Here is a 16354-nt window from a genome sequence, read left to right on the forward strand (position 1 = left end):
CGGGCGCCCCTGTCTGTCATGCCCGTATCGCTATACGGTCATGACAGACAGGGGCGGGGCGGCGCTGGACGGCGCGAGGGCTCCCGGGGGAGGGTCAGCCCTTGAGCGCGGCCGTGATCGCCTCGGCGAGCGGAGTGGTCGGGCGGCCCGCGAGCCGGGACAGGTCGCCGCTCGTGACGACCAGCTCACCCTTCTCTATCGACGCGTCCACGCCGACCAGGATCGTGGCGAACGGCTCGGGCAGACCGGCGCCGGTCAGGATGCCGGTGAGCACCTCGCCGGGCACCGCGTTGTAGGCGATCTCCTTGCCGGTCTGCCTGCTGAGCTCGGCCGCGTACTCGGCGAAGCTCCACGCCTCGTCGCCGCCCAGCTCGTACGTCGCGTTCTCGTGGCCCTCGCCGGTGAGTACGGCGACGGCGGCGGCCGCGTAGTCGGCGCGGGAGGCGGAGGAGACCCGGCCCTCGCCGGCGGCGGCGACGACGGCGTTGTGCTCCAGCACCGGGGCCAGCTGCTCGGTGTAGTTCTCGTGGTACCAGCCGTTGCGCAGCAGCGTGTAGGGGAGACCGGAGGCGATCAGCGCCGCCTCGGTGGCGCGGTGGTCGTCCGCCAGCGCCGCGCTCAGGCTGCCCGGCGCGCTGGTGTACGCGAGGAGCGCGACCCCGGCCGCCTTCGCCGCGTCGATCACGACCTGGTGCTGCGCCGGGCGGCCCTTGTCGAACTCGTTGCCCGAGATGAGCAGCACCCTGTCGCCGGAGGCGAACAGGCTGCCGAAGGTCTCGGGGGCGTTGTAGTCGGCGACGGCGAGGCGTACGCCTCGGGCCGCGAAGTCGGCGGCCTTGGCCTCGTCGCGCACGACGGCCGTGATCTGCTCGGCCGGAACCTTCTCCAGCAACTGCTCCACGACGTGGCGGCCGAGGTGTCCGGTGGCTCCGGTGACGACGATGCTCATGGCTCAGAACTCCTAGTGGGGGCTGCGGGTCTGCCACCGACCCTAGGAGAAGCACTAACCGAGCGAAAGTACCCACTTTGAAGTAAGGTACTGGCATGGTAGTAAGTATGCAGGTGGAAGCCTCGCAGGCGGAGGGCATGTGCCCCCACCGTCTCGTCCTCGAGCACGTCACCAGCCGGTGGGGTGTCCTGGTGCTGATCGAGCTGCTGGACCGCTCGCACCGGTTCAGCGAGCTGCGCCGGGCCATCGGCGGGGCGGGCCGGCCCGTCAGCGAGAAGATGCTGACCCAGACCCTCCAGACCCTGGAACGCGACGGCCTGGTGCACCGCGACGCCAAGCCGGTCATCCCGCCCCGCGTCGACTACTCCCTGACCGACCTCGGCCGGGAGGCGGCCGAACAGGTGCGCGCGCTGGCCCTGTGGACCCACACCCGGATGCCGGACGTGGAGCAGGCCCGCCGGACATACGACGAGGCCCGGGAACTCCGCTCCCGGACCTCGTGACCGATCAGTGCCTCCCGGCGCTCAGCCGACGACCGTCCAGGTGTCGCCGCCCGCCAGCAGCGCCGCCAGATCGCCCTTGCCGTGCTGCTCGATCGCCGTGTCCAGCTGGTCCGCCAGCTGAGTGTCGTAGACCTGCCGCTTCACCGAGCGCAGCACACCGATCGGCGTGTGATGCAGGGTGTCCGGATCGGCCAGCCGGGACAGCGCGAAGGCAGTGGTCGGGGACGCGGCGTGCGCGTCGTGGACCAGCACGTCCGCCTCGTTCTCCGGGGTCACCGTGACGACCCGCAGATCCCCGCTCGCCCGGTCGCGTACGACGCCCCGCGCGTGGTCCGCCCCGAACCGGATCGGCTGCCCGTGCTCCAGCCGGATCACCGCTTCCTTCGCCGTCTCGCGGTCCTTCAGCGCCTCGAACGCGCCGTCGTTGAAGATGTTGCAGTTCTGGTAGATCTCCACCAGCGCGGTGCCGGGGTGGGCGGCGGCCTGGCGCAGCACCTCCGTCAGATGCTTGCGGTCCGAGTCGATGGTCCGTGCCACGAACGACGCCTCCGCGCCGAGCGCCAGCGACACCGGGTTGAAGGGCGCGTCCAGCGAGCCCATCGGCGTCGACTTGGTGATCTTGCCGACCTCCGACGTGGGCGAGTACTGGCCCTTGGTGAGCCCGTAGATCCGGTTGTTGAACAGCAGGATCTTCAGGTTCACGTTCCGTCGCAGGGCGTGGATCAGATGGTTGCCGCCGATGGACAGCGCGTCGCCGTCCCCGGTGACCACCCACACGCTCAGGTCCCGCCGGGAGGCGGCGAGACCGGTCGCGATCGCCGGCGCCCGCCCGTGGATGGAGTGCATCCCGTACGTGTTCATGTAGTACGGGAAGCGCGACGAGCAGCCGATGCCCGAGACGAAGACGATGTTCTCCTTGGCCAGCCCCAGCTCCGGCATGAAGCCCTGGACGGCCGCCAGGATCGCGTAGTCACCGCAGCCGGGGCACCAGCGCACTTCCTGATCCGACTTGAAGTCCTTCATGGACTGCCGGGCCACGGCCTTGGGGACGAGTGAAAGCGCCTCGATCGTGCCCGTGCCTTCCGTCGAGGTCTCAGCCATCGATGGCCTCCTTGAGGGTCGCGGCGAGCTGCTCCGCCTTGAACGGCATCCCGTTGACCTGGTTGTACGAGCGGGCGTCGACCAGGTACTTCGCCCGTACGAGGGTGGCGAGCTGGCCGAGGTTCATCTCCGGGACGACGACCTTGTCGTAGCGCTCCAGCACCGCGCCCAGGTTGCGCGGGAACGGGTTGAGGTGCCGCAGATGGGCCTGCGCGACGGCCTCCCCGGCGGCGCGCAGCCGTCGTACCGCGGCGGTGATGGGCCCGTAGGTGGATCCCCAGCCCAGCACCAGGGTGTCCGCGTCGTGCGGGTCGTCCACCTCGAGGTCGGGGACGTCGATGCCGTCGATCTTGGCCTGCCGGATCCGGACCATGAACTCGTGGTTGGCCGGGGCGTAGGAGATGTTCCCCGTCCCGTCCTCCTTCTCGATCCCGCCGATGCGGTGCTCGAGCCCCGGAGTGCCGGGCACCGCCCACGGCCGGGCGAGCGTGCGCGGGTCGCGCTTGTACGGCCAGAAGACCTCGCTGCCGTCGTCCAGGGTGTGGTTGGGACCCTGGGCGAACTGCACGGTCAGGTCCGGAAGCTCGTCCAGCTCCGGGATCCGCCAGGGCTCGGAGCCGTTGGCCAGGTAGCCGTCCGACAGCAGCATCACCGGCGTGCGGTAGGTGAGCGCGATCCTGGCCGCCTCCAGCGCGGCGTCGAAACAGTCGGCGGGTGTGCGGGGCGCGACGATCGGCACCGGCGCCTCACCGTTGCGCCCGAACATGGCCTGCAACAGGTCGGCCTGCTCGGTCTTGGTCGGCAGGCCGGTCGACGGACCGCCCCGCTGGATGTCCACGATCAGCAGCGGCAGCTCCAGCGACACCGCGAGCCCGATGGTCTCGCTCTTGAGCGCCACCCCGGGCCCGGAGGTGGTGGTGACGGCGAGAGACCCCCCGAAGGCCGCCCCCAGCGCCGCGCCGATCCCCGCGATCTCGTCCTCGGCCTGGAACGTCCGTACGCCGAAGTTCTTGTGCCGGCTCAGCTCGTGCAGGATGTCGGAGGCCGGCGTGATCGGGTACGACCCCAGGAACAGCGGCAGATCGGCCTGCCGGGAGGCGCTGATCAGCCCGTATGACAGTGCGAGATTCCCGGAGATGTTCCGGTAGGTGCCGACGGGGAACGCCTTCGCGGCCGGGGCGACCTCATAGCTGACGGCGAAGTCCTCGGTCGTCTCGCCGAAGTTCCACCCGGCCCGGAAAGCGGTCAGGTTGGCGGCCGCGATGTCGGGCTTCTTCGCGAACTTCGACTTCAGGAACTTCTCGGTGCCCTCGGTGGGCCGGTGGTACATCCACGACAAGAGGCCGAGCGCGAACATGTTCTTGCTGCGCTCGGCCTCTTTACGGGTGAGGTCGAATTCCTTGAGAGCCTCGACGGTCAGGGTGGTCAGCGGGACCGGATGGAGCTGGTAACCGTCGAGGGAACCGTCCTCGAGCGGCGAGGCCGCGTACCCCACCTTCTGCATCGCCCGTTTGGTGAACTCGTCCGTGTTGACGATGATCTCCGCGCCGCGCGGCACATCGCCGATGTTGGCCTTCAGCGCCGCCGGATTCATCGCGACCAGCACATTGGGCGCGTCACCCGGGGTCAGGATGTCGTGGTCGGCGAAGTGCAGCTGGAACGAGGAGACGCCGGGGAGGGTGCCGGCGGGTGCGCGGATCTCGGCGGGGAAGTTCGGCAGGGTGGAGAGGTCGTTGCCGAACGACGCCGTCTCCGAGGTGAAGCGGTCGCCGGTGAGCTGCATACCGTCACCCGAGTCGCCCGCGAACCTGATGATCACCCGGTCGAGACGACGGACGTCCTTCGCCCGACCCGGTCTGCGCTGCTCTCCCACGACGGTCGCGTCTGCTCCGTCGGTTCCGTCGGCCTGTTCCGCTGGGCTGCTGACCTGACTGGTCACTGAACTGGACCTCCCTCGAGGTGGCTGTCCCGGAAGACCTTCCCAAAGGCCGTCCACGAATCAACCCTACGTCTGTAAGGGTCGCCTTACCTCGGCCATTCGTATGACGGTTCGCTGTCCCGAGACGGCCCGGCACCCCCGCTTTCCATGATTTCCCGCCGCAGGACGCGATTTCGGTGGACGCTCCGGATCACACCACGGTTCACCACCACCTGTGCGCCGCCTCCACCGAGTTCCCCCGCTCGACGAAAGGCACAGTGCCATCTCGCTAGGAATTGAGGTAGGTGAGAACCGCCAGTACGCGGCGGTGATCCCCGTCACTCGGCGAGAGGCCGAGCTTCAGGAAGATGTTGCTGACGTGCTTCTCCACGGCCCCGTCGCTGACGACCAGCTGCCGGGCGACCGCGGAGTTCGTCCGCCCCTCGGCCATCAGCCCCAGGACCTCGCGCTCCCGCGGGGTGAGTCCGGCCAGCACGTCCTGCTTCCTGCTCCGGCCGAGCAACTGCGCGACGACCTCCGGATCGAGGGCGGTACCGCCCTGCGCGACCCGGACCACGGCGTCCACGAACTCCCGCACCTCTGCCACGCGATCCTTGAGCAGATACCCGACCCCGCGGCTGGAACCGGCCAGGAGTTCGGTGGCGTACCGCTCCTCCACGTACTGCGACAGCACCAGCACCCCGAGCCCGGGATACGTCTTGCGCAGCTGTACGGCGGCCCGCACCCCTTCGTCCGTGTGGGTCGGCGGCATCCGCACGTCCGCGACGACGACATCGGGCAGCGCGCCCTCGTCGCCGAGCTCGGTGATGGTCTTGACCAGAGCGTCCGCGTCCCCGACCCCGGCGACCACCTCATGCCCCCGGTCGGTCAGCAACCGGGTCAGCCCCTCCCTCAACAGCACCGAATCCTCGGCGATGACCACCCGCACCCTGTCCTCCACGATCCTCGGCCCCCCAGCCGTCCACCCCGTTGGTAGAACCAGTCAAGCATTCCAGCAAGTGGCCCGTCTGCACCCGCCGAAAGCCCGGCCCACGCCGAGGACGGCGCGAACAAGGCCTTGACCCGCCCGGTTTCGGCCTCGGAGAGAGCCGCGAAGAGAGCCTCGAAGAGAGAAACAAGGAACAGGACAACGTCCAGCGGCCCGCCCGGGCGCGACCCCGGACGGGCGAGTTCGAAGACGGGAGCCTGACAAGCGGGGGACGGGTGCCTGGGGCGTCAGGGCCCCCGCCCGGCCCGGGGCACTGGAGCCCAGACCGGGGACGCGGGGACGCGGGGACGCGGGGACACACGCTCCGGATCGGGGCACGGGCACGGGGCAAGGGGGACCGTGTCGGGGATCGGGGATCGGGGATCGGGGATCGGGGATCGGGGATCGGGGATCGGGGATCGGGGATCGGGGATCGGGGATCGGGGATCGGGGATCGAGGCCGCGGGCCTGGGGGCGGCATCCCCCGGTGAGGGGAAGGACCAGGGGCGGCAGGGGCGAAGAGACCCGCCCCTCAGACTCCGTCCCCGCGCCAGGGCAACTCCGCGGTCACCCGGGTAGGCCCGCCCGCCGGCGAATCGACCACCAGGATCCCGTCCACCGCGTCCAACCGCCCCGCGAGCCCGGCCAACCCCGACCCCCCGCCGGAGGCATCCGCTCCGCCGACCCCGTCATCCACCACCTGCAGCATCAACCGGTCCTCCGCCCGCCAGACATCGACGGAGGCCGACCGTGCCCGACTGTGCTTGCTGATGTTCTGAAGCAGCTCCGAGACGGTGAAGTACGCGATCCCCTCGATCGCCGGCGCCGGCCGCTCCACCAGATCCACCTCCACCCGCACCGGAACCACGCACCGCGACGCCACCGCCGACAGCGCCGCGTCCAGTCCCCGGTCCGTCAGCACTGCCGGATGGATGCCGCGCGCCAGGTCCCGCAGTTCCTGCAACGCCGTCTTCACCTCACCGTGCGCCTCGTCCACCATCCGCGCCGCCGCCCGCGGATCCTCCCGCAGTTTCTCCTTCGCCAGCCCAAGATCCATCGCCAGCGCTACCAGCCGGGCCTGCGCCCCGTCGTGCAGATCGCGCTCGATGCGCCGCAGATCGGCGGACGCCGTGTCCACCACGACCCCCCGGTCGGACTCCAGCTCCACCACCCGCGCCCCCAGCGACGACGGCCCGAGCAGCCCGTGCACCAGCAGCCGGTCCACCGTCGTCAGGGCCCGGACGATCCACGGCGTGGCCAGCGTGATCAGCAGACCCACCAGCGCCGTCACGGTGATCTCGAAGGGGTTGTCGAGGTAGACGCTGTGCTGCTCGTCGCCGTACAGCTGAAGCCCGCCCTGGCCGCCGTACATCGGGAAGACCCAGAACCACAGCGGGTACGTCAGCATGGTCCAGCCGAAGGACCACACGGTCACGGCGACGCAGAAGGAGAACACCGCCCACGGGAACTGCACCACCGCGTACAGCGCCTGCCGCCAGGACGTGCCGCTCTTGAGGACGGCGGCCATCCAGGCCATCGCACCCCTGCCCCGTGGCCTCAGCGGCTCGGGATCGGCCACCTCCAGGCCGAGCAGCCCGCGCGCCCGGGCCCGTTCCATCGCTGCGAAGCCCCGGCCCGCGGCCAGTCCCGCCGCCAGCACCGGAATGCCGAGGAAGGTCACCAGCAGGCCCGCCCCCAGCGACAGCATCGTGATCGTGAAGGTGAACAGCACGATGCCGATCGGCAGACCGAGCAGGACATAGGCGAGCTCCCGCCAGTGACGCGCAGTGAGCGGCTCACGCAACCCCGTCGGCAACAGGTGACGGCGGCCACCGTCGCGGCGCCCGTACTCCGGCCCGTACTGGTCCTGGCGCCCGTGCTGCTCGTATGGGTCGGGCTGCCCGTACTGCCCGTACTGAGTGGCCATCGCGTCGTCCGTTCTGCTCGTCCTGCTCGTCGCCCAGCTGTCGATCCGTACCTCCCACCCTGCTCGGCGGCGGGCCCGCGGACCATGGAGTCCGTCGGCCTCTTGGAAGGGGGGTTTTCCCCACCCCCCTCGGCGTCGGTGGTGCGCACCACCGACACGGCCCGCCGTGTGGTGCGCACGCCCACGGCCCGGCCGTCCCGGACCACGATCCGGCCGACCCGCTGCCCGCAGCGCCACCGCCCGTGCCCGGCTATCCGCGGTTCCGCCAGGGCAACTCCGCGGTCACCGTCGTGGGACCCCCCGTCGGCGAGTCCACGATGAACAGCCCGTCGACGGCGTCCAGCCGCTCCGCCAGCCCCCGCATCCCCGACCCGCCGTCGAGCCGCGCCCCGCCCCGGCCGTCGTCCCACACCTGGATGAGCAGCCGGTCGTCGGTCCGCCACACGTCGACCGAGGCCGACCGGGCCGCGCTGTGCTTGCTGACGTTCTGGAGCAGCTCGGAAACCGTGAAGTAGGCGATGCCCTCGATGGCCTGCGCCGGTCGGGACGTCAGGTCGGCGGTCACCTTCACCGGCACCGTGCAGCGCGAGGCCACGGACGACAGCGCCGCGTCCAGCCCCCGGTCGGTCAGAACCGCCGGATGGATGCCTCGTGCCAGGTCCCGCAGCTCCTGGAGCGCGAGTTTCACCTCGCCGTGCGCCTCCTCCACCATCGCCGCCACGACGTCGTCGGCCTGCCCCTCCAGCAGCTTCTCCTTAGCCAGGCCCAGCCCCATCGCCAGGTTGACCAGCCGGGCCTGCGCCCCGTCGTGCAGATCGCGCTCGATGCGCCGCAGATCGGCGGCCGCCGTGTCGACCACGACCCCCCGGTCCGACTCCAGCTCCGCGATCCGCCGCTCCAGCTCGTCGGAGGGGGAGAGCAGGGCCCGCACCATCGCCCGGTCCGCGTTGGTCAGCCCGCGCGCCAGGAACGGCAGCACCGGCCACAGCACGAACAGCGAAGGAACGACCACGCTGAACGTCAGGACCCCCCAGGGCAACCGGATGAGGTCGTACAGCACCGTCCGCCAGGCCACCGGGTCCTTCAACATGAGCCACATCCGCTGGAAAAGCCCGCCCGCCCGGCGCAGCGGCAACGGGCTCGGCTCGTCGATGCGCACCCCGAGCAGCAGACGCGCCCGCCCCCGCTCGAACCGGCCCATCAGCCGCGCCCCGGCGAGCCCCAGCGCGAGCAGCGGGAACCCGATGACGGTGACCGTCATCGCAGCGCCGGTGACGATCACCGTCATCACGTAGGTGAACCCGATCAACGACATCGGCAGGTTCGTCAGAAGGTGCGCGATCTCCTTCCACGTCTGCGGGTCGTAGGCGAACCGGGCCGGAGGCAGACGGTCGCCGTCCTTCCCGGTCGCGCCCGGCACCGGCACGACGGTCGCGAGGGGAGCGGCTCCCGGACGGGAGCCGCCCGGTGGGAAGCCGCCCGGATGGGTACCCCCCGTGTGGGAGCTGCTGGGGTCGGAGGCGGATCGGCTGGTCGAAGCGGTCATATGGGCTAGCCTGCCGCGCCGCACGGCGACGCGCCATGAGGTCTGCTGCCTTCCTCGACCGGGGGAAAACCCCCGCCCCACAAGAGCAGGCGCGACGGGCTGCTTACCGTCCCTTTATCAGGGCCTAGACTCCCGTGCGTACAGATCGTCGACGGGCCTGGGTCCAAGAGACTGAGGTCAGGGAGCGAGGGACGGGCGTGCGGGAACGGACCGTCGATGTCGCGGCGGAATTCGCGGCGGACTACTTCCAGTCCTATTCCGTCGTCGGGCTGCTCGCCGTCGTCGGCGTGCTGTTCGTCGCCGTGGCCTTCGGGGCCGGGCACCTGTTGCGCCCGGTGGTCCCCACCCCGGAGAAACTCCTGACGTACGAGTGCGGCGTCGACCCCGTGGGCGAGGGCTGGGCCCACACCCAGGTCCGCTACTACGTCTACGCCTTCCTCTACGTGATCTTCGCGGTCGACTCGATCTTCCTCTTCCCCTGGGCGACGGTCTTCGCGGCCCCCGGCTACGGCGCGGCCACGCTCGTGGAGATGTTCATCTTCCTCGGCTTCCTGGCCGTGGGCCTGCTGTACGCCTACAAGAAGGGCGTCCTGACATGGACGTGACGCCGAAAGTGAATGCACCGGAACAGCCCGACCAGCCCGAGCAGCCCGGACGACCGGGACACCCCGAGCAGCCCGGACGGCCGGAACACCCCGGACAGCCCGAGCGGCCCGAACCGGTGCCCTCGGAACCTGTTCCGCTGCCGGAGCCGAAGCGCCTGGGCACCCTGGCCCGCCTGGCTCCGGAGCCGATGAAGGTGATCCTGAACTGGGGCCGCCGTTACTCGCTCTGGGTCTTCAACTTCGGCCTCGCCTGCTGCGCGATCGAGTTCATCGCCGCGTCGATGGCCCGCCACGACTTCATCCGTCTCGGCGTCATCCCCTTCGCGCCCGGCCCCCGCCAGGCCGACCTGATGGTCGTCTCCGGCACGGTCACGGACAAGATGGCCCCGGCGGTGAAGCGCCTCTACGAGCAGATGCCCGAGCCGAAGTACGTCATCTCCTTCGGCGCGTGCAGCAACTGCGGCGGCCCGTACTGGGACTCGTACTCGGTGACGAAGGGCGTCGACCAGATCATCCCGGTGGACGTCTACGTGCCGGGCTGTCCGCCGCGCCCGGAGGCGCTTCTCCAGGGCATCCTCAAGCTCCAGGAGAAGATCGCCCGGGAGTCCCTGCACGAGCGCTACGGCCCGGCCCCGTCCCGCCCGGCCGTCTCCCGTCCCTCGCCGGCAGCCCTCCAGAGCGACCTGGTGCGGCCGCCCTCCGCCGAATCCTCCGCGCCGTCGGAGGAGGGCCGATGACCACGATCGGCTGGCTCCCCGCTCCTGCCGACGAGCTCTTCGGCCCCCAGGCCACGGCCGAGGAGTCCTACGACGTCCTGACGGTCGACGTCCCGCCGACGTCCTGGACCGACGCTCTGCGCGTGGCCCGCGACCGCCTGACCTGCACCTACTTCGACTGGCTGAGCGCGGTCGACGAACCGGGCACGGGGTTCCGCGTCTCGGCGCACGTGGTGGCCCTGTCCCCGGTGCGTCGCCTGCTGCTGCGCACGACGATCCCGCACGAGGCGCCGACCCTCGCCTCCGCCATCGACGTCTACGCCGGTGCGGCCTGGCACGAACGCGAGACGCACGAGATGTTCGGCGTCACCTTCGCGGGCCACCCCGCCCTGAACCACCTCCTCCTCCCGGAGACCTTCGAAGGCCACCCCCTGCGCAAGGACTTCGTCCTCGCCGCCCGCGTCGCCAAGGCCTGGCCGGGCGCGAAGGAGCCGGGGGAGTCCGAGCACGGCGGCCCCAAGCGCCGCCAGATGCTTCCCCCGGGCGTCCCCGACCCCAACGAGTGGGGCCCCCTGAAGGGCCAACTCCCGCCCGCCCCGGCCCGCCCGGCCCGAGCGGCGGCGGGGCGCGCGGCAGGCGACCGCCCGGTCCGCCGCGCCCGCACAGCATCGGAAGGCTCAGCCAGCCAGCCGCCCTCCCCAGCCCCGGAAACCTCCCCGACTTCCCCACCCCCACAGACCTCGCCAGCCTCTGCTGCCTCTCCTGCTTCTCCGGTTTCTTCAGGTCCCTCGACTCCGGCCGGACCCCGCCGCGCCCGAAGCGCGAGCGCCGGCTCTGCGTCACAACGGACGAGCACCACGGACTCCCCGACTACCGCAGGAGCCGAGCCCGCATCCGAGCCCGCATCCGGCCCCGCAGGATCCGGGCCCGCCGCGCCGAAGGAACCGACGGTCCCCGAGACGGCCCCGCAGGATCCGGCAGGACCGCGCCGCGCGCGCAGCGCCTCCCAGGGCTCGGCCTCCCAGCGCACCCAGCCTCCGACGACCTCGACATCCCCCGACACCCCGCCCCGCGCCTCCACGGCCCCCCGTAGCTCCGACGCGCCCTGGCATCACGCCCGACCGGCTTTCGACGAGCGGCAGCAGACCCCAGAGCCGAGCGAGCGACGGGAACCGATGGGGGAGCAGGGCCAGAAGCCGAAGTCGGACCACACTCCCGCGCCGGAGCCGGAGCCGGAGCAGGAGTCGGTTTCGGACCGGCAGCAGAAGCCCGATCAGCAGCCGGGGGACCGGCCATCGGCGGCAGAGCCGGACAAGAGGCCGGAGCCGAACCGGGGCGCGGCTCCGGACCCGCAGGGCGCCGCCGGGCAGGGCGCCGTTGAGCAGGCTGCGTCCGAGCAGCCGGACTCCGTCGGGAAGCCTTCGCCCACCCGTGGCGCGACGGCCCCTGCCGACGGCACGGAACCCCCCGCCCCCGAGAACCCCACAGGAGGCCCGCAGTGAACGACGCTCTCGACGTCGCCCTGCGACTCCTGGTCGTCTTCGTCGTCTTCCTCACCTTTCCCCTGATCGTCGGTCAGGCCGAGCACAAGGTCATGGCCCACATGCAGGGCCGCTTGGGGCCGATGTACGCGGGCGGCTTCCACGGCTGGGCCCAGCTCGTCGCGGACGGCGTCAAGTTCGTCCAGAAGGAGGACATCGTCCCCGCGGGCGCGGACCGCCGTATCTTCCAGCTCGCGCCGGCCGTGGCCCTCCTCCCGTACCTCCTGGTGCTGCTCGCCATTCCCATCGGCCCGGGCGAAGGCGCCGTCGGCCAGGTCGTGGACGCGGGCATCTTCTTCGTGCTCGCGGTGATGGGCGTCGGCGTGCTCGGCTCCCTCATGGCCGGCTGGGCCAGTGCCAACAAGTTCTCCCTTCTCGGCGGCCTGCGTACCGCCGCCCAGCTCCTCGCCTACGAGCTTCCGATGCTGCTCACCGCCGCCTCGGTGGCGATGGCGGCGGGCACGGTCTCCCTGCCCGGCATCGTCGACGCCTTCGAGTGGTGGTGGCTGCCCTGGCAGATCACCGGCGCCATCGTCTTCTTCGTCGCGGGTCTCGCCGAGCTGCAGCGGCCCCCCTTCGACATGCCCGTCGCCGACTCGGAGATCATCTTCGGCGCGTACACCGAGTACACGGGTCTGCGCTTCGCCCTCTTCCTCCTCGCCGAGTACGCGGGAATCGTCGTCCTGTGCGGCCTGACCACCGTCCTCTTCCTGGGCGGCTGGCACGGCCCCTGGGGCGCAGACGGCCTCGGCTGGGTCTGGACCCTGCTCAAGGCGGCCGTCCTCGCCTTCCTCGTGATCTGGTTGCGCGTCACCTACCCCCGCCTGCGCGAGGACCAGCTTCAGAAGCTCTCCTGGACCCTCCTCGTCCCCCTCTCCCTCGCTCAGATCGCCCTCACCGGCATCGTCAAGGTGGTGATCCGGTAATGGCCCCCATCCCCGGCAGTGGCCTCGCCAAGGGTCTGGCCGTCACCCTCCGCACGATGACGCGCAAGACCGTCACCGAGCAGTACCCGGACGCCCAGCCCGAACTTCCGCCCCGTACCCGTGGCGTCATCGGCCTGTTCGAGGAGAACTGCACGGTCTGCATGCTCTGCGCCCGTGAGTGCCCCGACTGGTGCATCTACATCGACTCCCACAAGGAGACGGTCCCGCCCGCCGCCCCGGGCGGCCGCGAGCGCAGCCGCAACGTCCTCGACCGCTTCGCCATCGACTTCGCCCTGTGCATGTACTGCGGTATCTGCATCGAGGTCTGTCCTTTCGACGCTCTGTTCTGGTCACCGGAGTTCGAGTACGCCGAGACCGACATCCACGAACTGACCCACGAACGCGACAAGCTCCGCGAGTGGATGTGGACCGTCCCGGCCCCACCCGCCCTCGACCCCGCCGCCGAGGAGCCGAAGGAGATCGCGGCCGCCCGCAAGACGGCCGAGAAGCTGGCGGCAGCCCAGGCCGAGTCGAACGCACCCCCGGCCGCCGAGCCGAACGCACCCCAGGGAGGAGAGTCGTGACCCTCGCTCAGGCACACCACGGCTTCCTCTCCCCGACCGGTGTCGAGATCGCCTTCCTGCTCGTCGGGCTGGTCACCTTCGGCGCCGCCCTCGTCACCGTGACCACCAGGCAGCTGGTGCACGCCGCCCTGTGGCTCGTGGTCACCCTCGGCGGCCTCGCCGTCGAGTACCTCCTGCTCACCGCCGAGTTCATCGCCTGGGTGCAGGTCCTCATCTATGTCGGTTCCGTCGTCGTGCTCCTCCTCTTCGGTCTGATGCTCACCAAGGCCCCCATCGGCCGCTCTCCGGACGCGGACTCAGGCAACCGCTGGGCCGCTCTCGCGGTGGCCGTCGCCGCGGCAGCCGCGCTCGTCTGGGTGGTCGTGGACGCCTTCCGGGCCACCTGGATCGACCTGGAAGGTCCGGCCGCCGGCTCCACCGAGGCCACGGGCGCGAGCCTCTTCCAGAACTGGGTCCTTCCCTTCGAGGCCCTCTCCGTCCTTCTCCTCGCGGCACTGGTCGGCGCGATCGTCCTGTCCCGCAGGGCGAAGGCGGAGTCGAGCTCTCCCCCTGTGAACTCCCGAGCCGCCACCGAGAGTTCCCGACCCGTCACAGAGAGTTCTCTTTCTGTTCCGGATGCCCGGGAGAACCCGGCCGAGCAGGAAGGCACCCGCTGATGCACCTCGCCTATCCCGCCGTCCTGTCCGCCCTTCTGTTCTGCACCGGCCTGTACGGCGTACTCGCCCGCCGCAACGCGATCCTCGTCCTGATGTCGGTCGAGCTGATGCTCAACGCCGTCAACCTCAACCTGGTCGCCTTCGACGTCTGGCTCAGCACGACCGCCGAGGAGACCCTGCACTCCGGTCAGGCCCTGACCCTGTTCACCATCGCCATCGCCGCCGCCGAGATCGGCATCGGCCTGGCGATCGTCCTCGCCGTCCACCGCAACCGGGGCACCGCGGACATCGACCGTCTCCGCGACACCGCCGAAGGCCACGAGAGCCCCGCGGCCGACGGCCCCGACAGCGACACCACCGCGACCGGAACGGCCGCCGAGAAGGCTGAGGCCACCGCGTGACCACGACCACCCTCGCCGTCCTCGTCCCCCTCCTCCCGTTCCTGGGCGCGGCCGCCGGACTGCTGCTGGGCCGCACCGCGCCGGGTTTCGTACGCCCGCTCGCCATCCTGCCGACGCTCGCCGCGCTCGCACTGGCCGCGATCGTCGCCGTGCGCCAGGGCGGAGACGCGACCGTCACCGCGGCCACCGAACTGACCCCCACCGGCTCGATCCCGATCGAGCTGGCCCTGTACATCGACGGCTTCGCCGCCCTCGTCGCCGTCCTGGTCGGCCTCGTCGCCACCTGTGTGCAGATCTACTCGACCGGCTACCTGCGCGAGGACCCCCGCTACCCCTCGTACGCCGCGCTCGTCTCCCTCTTCACCTCCGCGATGTTCCTCGTCGTCTACTCCGGCGACCTGATCGTGCTGCTGGTCGGCTGGGAAGTCATGGGCATCTGCTCCTACTTCCTCGTCGGCCACTACTGGGAGACCCCGGAGGCCCGCGCCGCCTCCATCAAGGCCTTCCTCGTCACCAAACTCGGTGACGTCCCCTTCCTCATCGGCCTGTTCGCCCTCGCCACCGACGCCGGGTCCTTCCGGATCACGCAGATCCTCGCCACCGTCGCCCACGGCGGGCTCGACCACCCGACGCTCGTCGCCCTGCTGCTCCTGGCGGGCGTGGCAGGCAAGTCCGCGCAGTTCCCCCTGCACACCTGGCTCCCGGACGCGATGGCGGGCCCCACACCCGTCTCCGCGCTGATCCACGCCGCGACGATGGTCGCCGCCGGCGTCTACTTCATCGCCCGTCTCCTCCCGGTCTTCGAGGCGTCCTCGGCCGCGATGGTGACCCTCGCCGCGATGGCCGCCGTCACCATGGTCGGCTCGGGTCTGGCGGCCCTCGCCCAGGACGACATCAAGCGGGTCCTCGCCTACTCGACGATCGGCCAGCTCGGCTACATGACCGGCGCCCTCGCACTCGGCGACCGGGGTGCCGCCGTCTTCCACCTCCTCTCGCACGGCGCCTTCAAGGCGCTGCTGTTCCTCGCGGCCGGCGTGATCATCCACGCCGCCGGCACCAACTCACTGGCGGCCATGTCCCGCATGAGCCACCTGCGGGACCGCATTCCCGACGCCTACTGGACGATGACCGTGGCGCTTCTCGCGCTCGCCGCGATCCCGCCGTTCAGCGGCTTCTTCTCCAAGGAGTCGGTGCTCGGTGCCGCCGAGCACATCACCGCGGGCCACACCGAGCACGCACCCGGTGCCGCGGGCTGGATCGTCCTCGTCGCCGGACTGCTCACCGCCCTCCTCACGGCCGCCTACGCGACCCGCCTGTGGCTGCTGACCTTTTACGGCCGGGGCACCGAGGCCCCCGATCACGGCCGTCAACCCCTGACCATGACCGTGGTGCTGTGGGTCCTGGCCGTGCCGTCCCTCGCCCTCGGCGGGCTCGCCTACCGCTCCCTGCCCCACTGGTTCGACGGCAACGACCTCGCCCCGACCCTCACGACGTCCGTCCTCGGCACGGGTGTGGCCCTGGCCGGTGGACTCGTCATGTACGCCGCCTGGCGCCATCTCCTGGGTCCGGCCACCCGCGTACCCCTGGGCGCGGTCGCCGCACACCCCGAGGGCGACCCGGGACTCGTCGAGGCGGAGGCGATCGCGACGCACGCGCCGGCCTACGGAGACGTGGCCTCCGCCCCCGACCCGGCGGACCCCGGACGGCTCCTGCTCGGCCCGCTGCACCCCCACGCCGCAGCCGGGTTCCACCTCGACGCCGCGTACCAGGCGCTGTTCGTCCGCCCGGTCCAAGCCGGCGCGAGCCTCGTCCGGTTCCTCGACCGCGAGGTCGTCGACACCTACGTGCGTGGCGCGGGCGCCCTGCCCCGCTGGCTGGGGGCCGCCGTACGGCGCGCCCAGACCGGCAACCTCCAGACCTATGTGAGCGCGCTGCTCGCCGGCACCGTCGTCCTGGCGGTCGCCGCCCTTCTCGTCGCTTCGGGAGCGTGAGC

Annotated in this window: 15 protein-coding genes; 9 read left to right on the forward strand and 6 right to left on the reverse strand. The window is 71.0% G+C overall.

Annotated elements, in window-relative coordinates:
• Positions 1–94: 94 nt before the first annotated feature.
• Complete coding sequence (locus tag QF030_RS24840; RefSeq protein ID WP_307164849.1) at positions 95–949, reverse strand: SDR family oxidoreductase; 855 nt, start codon at positions 947–949, stop codon at positions 95–97.
• A gap of 107 nt (positions 950–1056) precedes the next feature.
• On the opposite strand from QF030_RS24840, the gene QF030_RS24845 reads away from it, so the two are divergent.
• The gene (locus QF030_RS24845) at positions 1057–1452 is read left to right on the forward strand and encodes a winged helix-turn-helix transcriptional regulator (protein ID WP_307164850.1); all 396 of its coding nucleotides are present in this window, start codon (positions 1057–1059) and stop codon (positions 1450–1452) included.
• A 21-nt stretch (positions 1453–1473) separates the two neighbouring features.
• Here QF030_RS24845 and QF030_RS24850 read toward each other — a convergent pair whose 3' ends face one another.
• From QF030_RS24850 to QF030_RS24870, 5 genes are all read right to left on the reverse strand, one after another.
• Positions 1474–2553, reverse strand: a complete 1080-nt coding sequence (locus tag QF030_RS24850) for a 2-oxoacid:ferredoxin oxidoreductase subunit beta (protein ID WP_307164851.1) — start codon at positions 2551–2553, stop codon at positions 1474–1476.
• Positions 2546–4492, reverse strand: a complete 1947-nt coding sequence (locus QF030_RS24855; RefSeq protein WP_307164852.1) for a 2-oxoacid:acceptor oxidoreductase subunit alpha — start codon at positions 4490–4492, stop codon at positions 2546–2548. Before QF030_RS24855 ends, QF030_RS24850 begins: the two co-directional genes overlap by 8 nt.
• A gap of 268 nt (positions 4493–4760) precedes the next feature.
• On the reverse strand, positions 4761–5420 hold the full coding sequence (locus QF030_RS24860; protein ID WP_307167681.1) for a response regulator transcription factor: 660 nt from the start codon (positions 5418–5420) through the stop codon (positions 4761–4763).
• Between the two features lie 571 nt (positions 5421–5991).
• On the reverse strand, positions 5992–7386 hold the full coding sequence (locus QF030_RS24865) for a sensor histidine kinase (protein WP_307164853.1): 1395 nt from the start codon (positions 7384–7386) through the stop codon (positions 5992–5994).
• A 250-nt stretch (positions 7387–7636) separates the two neighbouring features.
• The gene (locus QF030_RS24870; RefSeq protein WP_373428802.1) at positions 7637–8932 is read right to left on the reverse strand and encodes a sensor histidine kinase; all 1296 of its coding nucleotides are present in this window, start codon (positions 8930–8932) and stop codon (positions 7637–7639) included.
• Positions 8933–9129: 197 nt separating this feature from the next.
• On the opposite strand from QF030_RS24870, the gene QF030_RS24875 reads away from it, so the two are divergent.
• Genes QF030_RS24875 through QF030_RS24910 form a run of 8 tightly spaced genes read left to right on the forward strand, consistent with a single transcriptional unit; the run spans position 9130 to position 16352 of the window.
• A complete protein-coding gene (locus tag QF030_RS24875) occupies positions 9130–9537 on the forward strand; it encodes an NADH-quinone oxidoreductase subunit A (RefSeq protein ID WP_307164854.1) in 408 nt (135 codons plus the stop codon).
• Positions 9528–10274 (forward strand): NADH-quinone oxidoreductase subunit B, encoded by a 747-nt coding sequence (locus QF030_RS24880; RefSeq protein WP_307164855.1) that lies wholly within the window; start codon positions 9528–9530, stop codon positions 10272–10274. Before QF030_RS24875 ends, QF030_RS24880 begins: the two co-directional genes overlap by 10 nt.
• Positions 10271–11755, forward strand: coding sequence for an NADH-quinone oxidoreductase subunit C (locus tag QF030_RS24885; protein ID WP_307164856.1), 1485 nt, complete (start codon positions 10271–10273; stop codon positions 11753–11755). The genes QF030_RS24880 and QF030_RS24885 overlap by 4 nt, the downstream gene beginning before the upstream one ends.
• Positions 11752–12720 (forward strand): complex I subunit 1/NuoH family protein, encoded by a 969-nt coding sequence (locus tag QF030_RS24890; RefSeq protein WP_307164857.1) that lies wholly within the window; start codon positions 11752–11754, stop codon positions 12718–12720. The genes QF030_RS24885 and QF030_RS24890 overlap by 4 nt, the downstream gene beginning before the upstream one ends.
• Positions 12720–13304 (forward strand): NuoI/complex I 23 kDa subunit family protein, encoded by a 585-nt coding sequence (locus QF030_RS24895; protein WP_307164858.1) that lies wholly within the window; start codon positions 12720–12722, stop codon positions 13302–13304. The genes QF030_RS24890 and QF030_RS24895 overlap by 1 nt, the downstream gene beginning before the upstream one ends.
• The gene (locus QF030_RS24900) at positions 13301–13960 is read left to right on the forward strand and encodes an NADH-quinone oxidoreductase subunit J family protein (RefSeq protein WP_307164859.1); all 660 of its coding nucleotides are present in this window, start codon (positions 13301–13303) and stop codon (positions 13958–13960) included. Before QF030_RS24895 ends, QF030_RS24900 begins: the two co-directional genes overlap by 4 nt.
• On the forward strand, positions 13960–14361 hold the full coding sequence (gene nuoK / locus QF030_RS24905) for an NADH-quinone oxidoreductase subunit NuoK (RefSeq protein ID WP_307164860.1): 402 nt from the start codon (positions 13960–13962) through the stop codon (positions 14359–14361). The genes QF030_RS24900 and nuoK overlap by 1 nt, the downstream gene beginning before the upstream one ends.
• Complete coding sequence (locus QF030_RS24910) at positions 14358–16352, forward strand: NADH-quinone oxidoreductase subunit 5 family protein (protein WP_307164861.1); 1995 nt, start codon at positions 14358–14360, stop codon at positions 16350–16352. The genes nuoK and QF030_RS24910 overlap by 4 nt, the downstream gene beginning before the upstream one ends.
• The last annotated feature ends 2 nt before the right edge of the window (positions 16353–16354 follow it).

The organism is Streptomyces rishiriensis (assembly GCF_030815485.1).
GTDB lineage: Bacteria > Actinomycetota > Actinomycetes > Streptomycetales > Streptomycetaceae > Streptomyces > Streptomyces rishiriensis_A.